The sequence below is a fragment of the Paraburkholderia sp. BR10882 genome, assembly GCF_040948855.1.
In the GTDB taxonomy this organism is placed as follows: domain Bacteria; phylum Pseudomonadota; class Gammaproteobacteria; order Burkholderiales; family Burkholderiaceae; genus Paraburkholderia; species Paraburkholderia nodosa_A.
This window is the reverse complement of record NZ_JBFPKP010000018.1, coordinates 138555-146039: the sequence shown is the minus strand read 5'-3', so window position 1 is coordinate 146039 and position 7485 is coordinate 138555. Positions and strand designations below refer to the sequence as shown.

The window sequence follows — 7485 nt, the reverse complement described above, 5'->3', positions numbered from 1 at the left end:
CGATCGCGAAGCGTTCGAAGCGCCGGAAGTCGCCCGTACTGACCGCCGCCATCGTCAGTACCGCGGCGATGCAGACACCGAGAACCTTCGAGACGCCGAGAAAGTCGAGCGCAAACGTAATGCCGATGAACTCGGTGACGATCGTGAGCGCATTGAGCAGGAAAAGATCGATGACGCTGAAGGCGCCCCAGAACTTGCCGAAGCGTTCGAAGATGAGGCGTGCGTGGCCGACGCCGGTCACGGCGCCCAGGCGCAGGACCATTTCCTGGTTCACATAGAGAACCGGAATCAGCAGCGCGAGCGTCCAGAGCAGCGACGTGCCGTAGTTCTGGCCGGCCTGGGTATACGTGCCGAACGCGCCGGCGTCATTATCGCCGACCATGACGATGAGGCCGGGGCCGAGGATGGCAAGCAGTGTGCGCAGGCGCGCCATCCAGTTGCTGCGCGGAGCGGTGTCGTGGCGGGCGATGGTGCCGAGGGCGCCTTTGATATCGCCCACGTGCGCGTCGTCGAGCACGGCACTCCGACGTTGCGTGATGTTTGCAGGAGTGGTGGACATCGTTATTTATTCCTTAGTAGTACTTTTTTGAACTTAATGATTGAGACGTGGCGCTGCCCCGCCGACTGCTGATGCGGGAGCAGGGGCAGAAGTCGGCGATGCCAGGCCGTGTCAGCGAACGAGCTTTTTGAATGCCGTCCAGACGGCAGCGACTACGCCGGTTGAACCGTGCGAATGTGAGTCGAGCCCGAGCATGCCGTTGTAGTGCGTGCGAGCTTCTTCGACGTGCGGGAGCTGCGAAACGAGCAGAGCGAAGTGCATGGTGATTCCTCCAGATGCCTGAAACGTGGCGCCATCGATCAGGCGTGCCTTCGTTTCGCTTCACGCGGGGGCGATATGCCCGGGCGTGTGGGAGGAACGTGTGCGGACTGATGTCAGGCGAAGTGGCCCGCGTTCTGCGAGAACGCAAGGCGAGATGTGCAGGGTTTAGGCTCAGGGTCGGGCATCGTGAGCTCCTCTTTCATTTGGGTCCGGTTCATGTTTGACGGACGTGTTTAACCGCACGCCCGTTCCGGCGCGGTGTTGCGCGCGCGAAAACGGCGTGAACGAGCGGCGTCGCGAGCCAATGGCTCGACACCCAGGGTCGCGTTGACGAACGTGCGTGACAGCACACACGCCAACGACGGCGGCCAATCGAAGAGATGCGCGGGAGAGACTGCGGAAGCTACTGCGGCGCGCACCGTCTGCCTGCTGGCAGGACGGCGGCTAAGGAAGAATCCAGGCGGGCGTCGTGCCGGTCAGGCAGAAAAACGATTCGAAGGTCGACAACTACAACTGTCCAAGGCATATGCCCCTTTCGTGGAAACAGGCGAATTCTAGTGACGACGCGTGAGCCGAGTCAACGACTATTTCAAAGATTTTTCTTTCGAATCTGTTACTTCCATTTGACGAAATTCATTTGCGTTCCGTTTTGTTATGCACTCCACAATAGAACTATTGCCCGTGCGTTTGTGTTGCAACGTGCTGCGCCGCGCACGCTCGTGAGCCTCCCAGAATGCCATTGAGCTGGCACAGTCCGGTGCGTTTGGCGTCCCTCTTCGAACTGCTCTGCACTGCATGACAATTTTTACTTGCGCGCTCGCAGATGGCGCGCATAGAATCCGCCCTGTCTTAGAAACAGGAGAGTCCTTCGTGGACGCAAGCTCTAGTTGTCGATCTTGTATGCCGGCGTGTGCCGGCAACCAGACTGCAATCGCGCGTTAGCGACGCCGGACTTTCCCTCCTGCCGCTGACCCCGATTGACGGGTCAGCGCGCTTCTTCCGGACCGCCCGTGCGGTCTGTCTGTAGCTCGCTCCCTTTTTGCTTAAGTACGCCGACAGCGCCCGACTTCGCTGACGGTGTGCCACTTATCGAACGTTGCCCGGCCAGCCGGGCTCGACGGGAGTTGAATCATGCATATCGAACGCTTTCTCCTCGCCTCACGCGATTACCTGCGTGCAACGCCAGCAGTCGCACCGCAACGCGAACCTGACGGGCACAGCCAGCTCTGGCGGCACACAGGTGCCAACAGAGTCCAGTCAGTGCAACGCGGCACCTCGGTTGCAGCCCTCTGGAAGATGCCAGGACGAAACGTTAGCGGTACTTCGTGGCCCGCCTGACCGGGTCATCGTCGCAAATAGGCTTTGCAAGACTGCAGCCCCCACGGCGAGTCGGCGCCGGACACCCTCCTGCGTTGGCATCGCTTATTCATCAGTTCGCTTCCCAGAAGAACACAAAATGATCTCCTTTGGTACGCCCACACATAACGACAACAGCATTGACAGCCGATGTATGCTCGCTCCGCCCTCGCGCCTGAAGCCAGTCTGCGCCGCCGCAGCGCTGTTGGTGGTACTGGGCGCCAGCATCAACATGCCGGCTTATGCACAGTCGGAGTCAGCCGCGCCCACATCGGCGGACCAGGGCTCTTCCGCAACCACAAACACCGACACAAGCGCGGCACCGGCCGGGGCCGCCGCCGCGCCCACCGGATTCTGGGAGCGCTCTAACCTGCTCGGCGACATGGGCGGACTGCGCACGCTACTGGGCGATCACGGCATCACGTTCAACGCGCAAGAAACCAGCGAGCTCTACGGCAACTTCTCCGGCGGTATCTCGAAGGGCGCTTCATACAACGGCGCCACTCAGTTCGGCCTTAGCGTCGATACTGACAAGGCGCTCGGCCTGAAGGGCGGCACCTTCTTCGTCGATGCCCTGCAGATTCACGGACACGGCATCACGGCGGCACGCCTGAATGCGCTGCAAGCCGTGAGCGGCGTTGAAGCCGAAGCGTCGACGCGTTTGTGGGAACTCTGGTACCAGCAGGCGATAGGTGACAAATTCGACGTCAGGATCGGCCAGCAGAGCCTTGATCAGGAATTCATCATCAGCCAGTACGGCAGCACGTTCGCGAACGCGACTTTCGGCTGGCCCGTACTGGCCGCCACTGACATGCCTGCGGGCGGCCCTGCCTATCCGCTCTCGTCACTCGGCGTGCGCCTGCGGTTCAAGCCGAGTGACTCGATGACGATTCTCGGCGGCATCTTCGACGGCAACCCCGCGCCGGGCAATGGCGACCCGCAGCAACTCAACGCCAGCGGCACGCGGTTCAACCTGCACAACGGCGTCATGATGATCGGCGAGGTCCAGTACGCGATCAACCAGCCGCCGGCAGGCGGATCTGGTTCGGCACAGCCGGGCGGGCTGCCGGGCACCTACAAGCTGGGCTTCTGGTACAACAACAATCACTTCGCGGATCAGCACCTCGACACGAACGGCATCTCGCTCGCGAGCCCGGCGTCGAACGGCGTGCCGGCCACGCATCGCGGCAACTTCAGCATTTATGCCGTTGCAGACCAGATGGTGTGGCGCCCGAGCGCCGACAGCCCGCAATCGGTTGGCGTGTTCACGCGTGTGATGGGCGCGCCGGGCGACCGTAACCTGCTCGACTTCAATCTCAACGCGGGCGTCGTACTGAAAGCTCCGTTCAAGGGCCGGGACAGCGACTCGGTCGGGCTCGCGGTGAGCTACGCGAACGTCAGCTCGAGCGCGAGCGCACTCGACCGTGACATCGCAACGCTCCGGACGCCGGGCTACCCTGTGCGTTCGGCGGAGACGGTGATCGAGGCGACCTACCAGTATCAGGTTGCGCCGTGGTGGTTGCTGCAGGGCGAACTCCAGTACATCTTCCATCCGGGTGGCGGCATCCCCGACCCGAATAACAGCGGCGCACGCATCGGCAACGAGGCCGTAGCCGGACTGCGAACGGTCGTGACGTTCTGATGCCCTGACGTTCTGCAGTGTCCGGGCCTGCCGACGATTTGTCGAAAAGGCCCGGACAGGTCACTAATAGGACGCGTTCGTCTCGACTTCCGGCCACCGCATCAGTCGGTAGCCGGCCTGAAAGCGGCCGTTCGATCTGCTAACACCGTGATGCGTCGGCTGCTATTGCGCTTGCCGTCGAACCGGCTGAACTGAAATTACTGCGCTCATTCCCGTGCGACGGCTTCGAGCAGAAAAACGAGCAGATTCGGCGTTTCAGTTGGGAATCAGCGTCGCTCGTCCTTCGCAATGCGACGCAGGCCGAGCGCGAGTGTGAGCGTGGCGAAGCTCAAGGCGGCGATGACGCCGGCGCCCAGATACACGGCGAAGCCCAGATACACGGCGAAGCCCAGTCCGTGAACCGTCGCCACGCGTCCCAGAATCGGCGCGAGTATGCCGGCGGCCAGATAACCGAGGAGATACAGCGCCGACAGGGTGCCGCCTCGTCCATCGCCGGGGGTCGCGCGGTTGATGAAATCGCGGGGGCAGTCGGGCAGGCTGTATGGGTCATGCCCGTCTCCCCCGGTATCAGAGCTTGGAGCCGCCATCGACACGCAGCGTGTCACCCGTCACCCAGCGTGCCGCATCGGAGGCGAGGAACAGGGCAGCGCCTGCGATGTCGTCGGGTTGCGCCACGCGCTTGAGGGCCTGCATGCCGAGGGTGAAGTCCCGCCCGGCATCGGTTTTGGCGAAGTTCGACATGTCAGTTTCAACGACGCCCGGCGCGACGGCGTTCACGCGAATGCCGCGCTCGCCGAGCGCTGCGGCGAAATGCTTGACCAGGGTGTCGATTGCTCCCTTACTCGCGGCGTAGGCTGACAGATTGCCAACCGAAGCGCGGGCTGCAAGTGAGGACAGCAGGACTACGCTACTGCCCTCGCCCAGCACGGGCAGCAGTTGCTGGACGAGGAAGTATGGGGCGCGCACATTGACGGCGAACAACCGGTCGAAGTCCTCTACCGTCGTTTCCGCGATCGACGAGGCCTTCGAGATGCCAGCATTCGCAACGAGAATGTTGAGACGCTCGCCAATCAGCCCGCGTACCTGACGGGCCAGTTCGTGAGGGCCGTTCGCCGCGCTCAGGTCTGCCGCGACCTTGTCGGCCGAACCACCCGACGCACGGATCGCCTCGACGACGGAATTCGCAGCCTTCTCGTCGCTGCCGAAGTGCACGATCACGCGCGCGCCTGCTGCTGCCAGAGCCTGAGCGGTTGCGCGGCCGATGCCGCGCGAAGCGCCCGTGACGAGTGCAGTTTTGCCGTGAAGATTAGTAGTCACGATTAACTCCTGTTGAATTCGGGATCAAATGTCGGTGTAACTGGCGACTCAGGAAAGGAACCTGGAAACGTCTTCCACGAAACGCTCGGGGTATTGATAGAGCGAGCCGTGATTGGCGTCCGGATAGATGATCAGTTGGGCATTCGGGATGTGCTGGCGCAGAATCAGCGAATTGACCGTATAGATGATTACGTCGTCGTCACCATTGACGACCAGGGTCGGCTGGCTGAGTGCAGACAGGTAGGCATACGGCTTGTCTTGCGGCGCGCCCCATTTCGCGAGTGCCGCGAGCTGGGCCGGTGCCACGGCTTCGTTGGCCGCTGGATCACGGTTCTCCGTGCGAAGGCGCAAGCGTTCGAGGAACGCACGTCCGGCCGTCTGGCTGGCCCCTGTCGGCGAGAAATGGACGCGCAGCCAGAGATGGTCCGGTTCGGCATAGCTCGCGCCGAAGATTTCCTGCGCTTCGGGCGTCAGCGAGGCCATGCCTTCTCCGCTGCGCGGGCCCGTGCCGACGAGGATCAGGCGGCGAACCAGCGTGGGCTCCGCAATGGCGAGTGTCTGCGCAATCAGGCCACCCATCGAGAATCCCAGTACATCGACCTGTTCGAGACCGAGCGCACGAATGAATGCGGCAGCGTTGGCCGCCATTTCCTCGATCGATTCGGGAACGCTGCCTGAACTGCTCGAAATGCCGGCGTTGTTGAACAGGATGACCTCACGTCCGGCGGCCAGGCCGTCGGTCACGGCGGGGTCCCAGTGATCCATGGTGCCGGTGAAGTGGATGTTCATCACAAGCGGTACGCCCGCGCGATTGCCGAAGCGGCGATAGGCGAAGCGGATACCGTTTGCTTCAACGTACTGCGTTGGTGCGGTCTGGTGCGTCTGGTGGCTCATGATTGCGATCCTTTCAGAAGTAAGTGCAGCAATTGTTTTGCCGGTATGTTTGAAATGCATGGGGTGCTGCTTTGGCGATCCAGTCACGCGCCTGGAAATCTCGTGGGGCGGTGCCTGCTGATGGGTACTGTATGCGGTGGCTGGCAAGAGGAAAAAGACTTTGTAGGCAAGTGGCCATGCCTGAAAGATATGGCACGTGCATGACTGCGCGGTCGCAGCCCGCTGGAATAGTTCAGGTGGACGCGGGCTCGTCAATCCTGCGAGGATGCCCGCCGGTCAGCGCGAGCGTCAGGATCGAAACCAAGGCGAGTCCGGCACCGAAGTACATTGCATTGAAGAGACCCAACCCGTCGACGATCCGGCCGCCGACGAACGAACCCAGTGCAATCGAGATCTGGAAATTGGCTACGAACAGCGCCATGCCACCTTCGCGGACTTCGCGGGTTGCCTGCGCCATCCACATCTGCAGTGCGACGGGCATGGCGCCGTACGCGGTTCCCCACGCGGCCAGCGCGACCAGCACCGACGGCCGACTGGTGCCGAGCGCGGGAAGCATGGCGAGCGGCAATGCGATAAACAGGATGCTCGCGATGAGCGTGGTCCTGACGTTCCGTTGCGCGGATGAACCACCGATGAAATTACCGAGCAGCCCGATGAACGTGTAGCCGAGCAGCAGCAACGAGATGACCTTGCCGCCAAATCCCGACACCGTTGCGAGGAACGGAGTGATATACGTATAGGTCGCGAACTGTCCGCATAGGGCCAGCGTCATCGCGATCAGCCCGATGCGTGCCGGTCGCGTACCGAAGATGCCGAGCAGTTCGCGTGTGCTTACCCGATGCTCTACGTTTAGCGACGGCAACGAAACCCACTGGGCCAGCAGCGCGGCAACGGACAGCGCGAGCGCTGCGCCAAATGCGGTACGCCAACCAGCCAGGTCTCCGATCAGTGCCCCGGCCGGCCCGCCGATCAGCATGCCGAGCGAGACGCCCGCGAAAATCAGCGATGTGGCCCGGCCGACATTCTTCTCCGGCACGAGTCGGGCGCCGAGCCCCACACTGATTGCCCAGAATCCGCCGATTCCGAATCCGAACAGCGCACGGGCCGCGACGAGAATCGTAAAGTGCGGCGCCAGCATGGCCGTCAGATTCGAGATTACGAGCAGCAGGCCCAGGCCTAGTAGCACGCGCCGACGGTCGAAACGTCCGACCGCTACCGTAAGAAACGGCGCGGCGATGGCGGCCAGCAGCCCGGGCGCCGTGACCATGATGCCGGCGGCTCCAACGCTTACGCCCAGTCCCTGGCTGATGTAACGCAGTAGCCCGACGGGAAGGAATTCCGTGGTGCAGAACACGGTCGCGCTGAGTGCGACCGAAAGAACCGCGAGCCAGTTTCGCGTGCGCGGGGGCTGTATTGAGATAGTTAGCGACATTGATATATCCGGGTGCGTGAATCG

7 protein-coding genes are annotated in these 7485 nt (G+C 62.3%); 1 reads left to right on the top strand and 6 read right to left on the bottom strand.

Going from position 1 to position 7485, the window contains the following annotated elements; genetic code table 11:
• Together AB3X99_RS32565 and AB3X99_RS32560 are read right to left on the bottom strand one after the other, a co-directional pair.
• The coding region (locus tag AB3X99_RS32565; RefSeq protein ID WP_368619243.1) for an NRAMP family divalent metal transporter at positions 1-559 on the bottom strand (559 nt) is incomplete at its 3' end.
• 111 nt (positions 560-670) lie between these two features.
• Positions 671-820, bottom strand: a complete 150-nt coding sequence (locus AB3X99_RS32560; RefSeq protein WP_176732903.1) for a hypothetical protein — start codon at positions 818-820, stop codon at positions 671-673.
• A 1510-nt stretch (positions 821-2330) separates the two neighbouring features.
• Here AB3X99_RS32560 and AB3X99_RS32555 point away from each other — a divergent pair.
• Positions 2331-3818 (top strand): carbohydrate porin, encoded by a 1488-nt coding sequence (locus tag AB3X99_RS32555; protein WP_342948341.1) that lies wholly within the window; start codon positions 2331-2333, stop codon positions 3816-3818.
• 266 nt (positions 3819-4084) lie between these two features.
• Here the strand turns inward: AB3X99_RS32555 and AB3X99_RS32550 are convergent, their stop codons facing one another.
• From AB3X99_RS32550 to AB3X99_RS32535, 4 genes are all read right to left on the bottom strand, one after another.
• Positions 4085-4405, bottom strand: coding sequence for a hypothetical protein (locus tag AB3X99_RS32550; RefSeq protein ID WP_368619242.1), 321 nt, complete (start codon positions 4403-4405; stop codon positions 4085-4087).
• Entirely contained in the window at positions 4386-5135 is a 750-nt protein-coding gene (locus tag AB3X99_RS32545; RefSeq protein WP_069266906.1) for an SDR family NAD(P)-dependent oxidoreductase, read from the bottom strand. Before AB3X99_RS32545 ends, AB3X99_RS32550 begins: the two co-directional genes overlap by 20 nt.
• A gap of 48 nt (positions 5136-5183) precedes the next feature.
• Positions 5184-6029 carry an alpha/beta fold hydrolase gene (locus AB3X99_RS32540; RefSeq protein WP_368619251.1) on the bottom strand — a complete coding sequence of 282 codons (846 nt, stop codon included), beginning with the start codon at positions 6027-6029 and terminating at the stop codon, positions 5184-5186.
• A gap of 232 nt (positions 6030-6261) precedes the next feature.
• Positions 6262-7461, bottom strand: coding sequence for an MFS transporter (locus AB3X99_RS32535; RefSeq protein ID WP_368619241.1), 1200 nt, complete (start codon positions 7459-7461; stop codon positions 6262-6264).
• Between the last annotated feature and the right edge of the window lie 24 nt (positions 7462-7485).

Coding starts and splice junctions, on each gene's coding strand:
- AB3X99_RS32560 (WP_176732903.1), bottom strand. CDS start 820: ATGCACTTCGCTCTGCTCGTTTCGCAGCTCCCGCACGTCGAAGAAGCT.
- AB3X99_RS32555 (WP_342948341.1), top strand. CDS start 2,331: ATGCTCGCTCCGCCCTCGCGCCTGAAGCCAGTCTGCGCCGCCGCAGCG.
- AB3X99_RS32550 (WP_368619242.1), bottom strand. CDS start 4,405: ATGGCGGCTCCAAGCTCTGATACCGGGGGAGACGGGCATGACCCATAC.
- AB3X99_RS32540 (WP_368619251.1), bottom strand. CDS start 6,029: ATGAGCCACCAGACGCACCAGACCGCACCAACGCAGTACGTTGAAGCA.
- AB3X99_RS32535 (WP_368619241.1), bottom strand. CDS start 7,461: ATGTCGCTAACTATCTCAATACAGCCCCCGCGCACGCGAAACTGGCTC.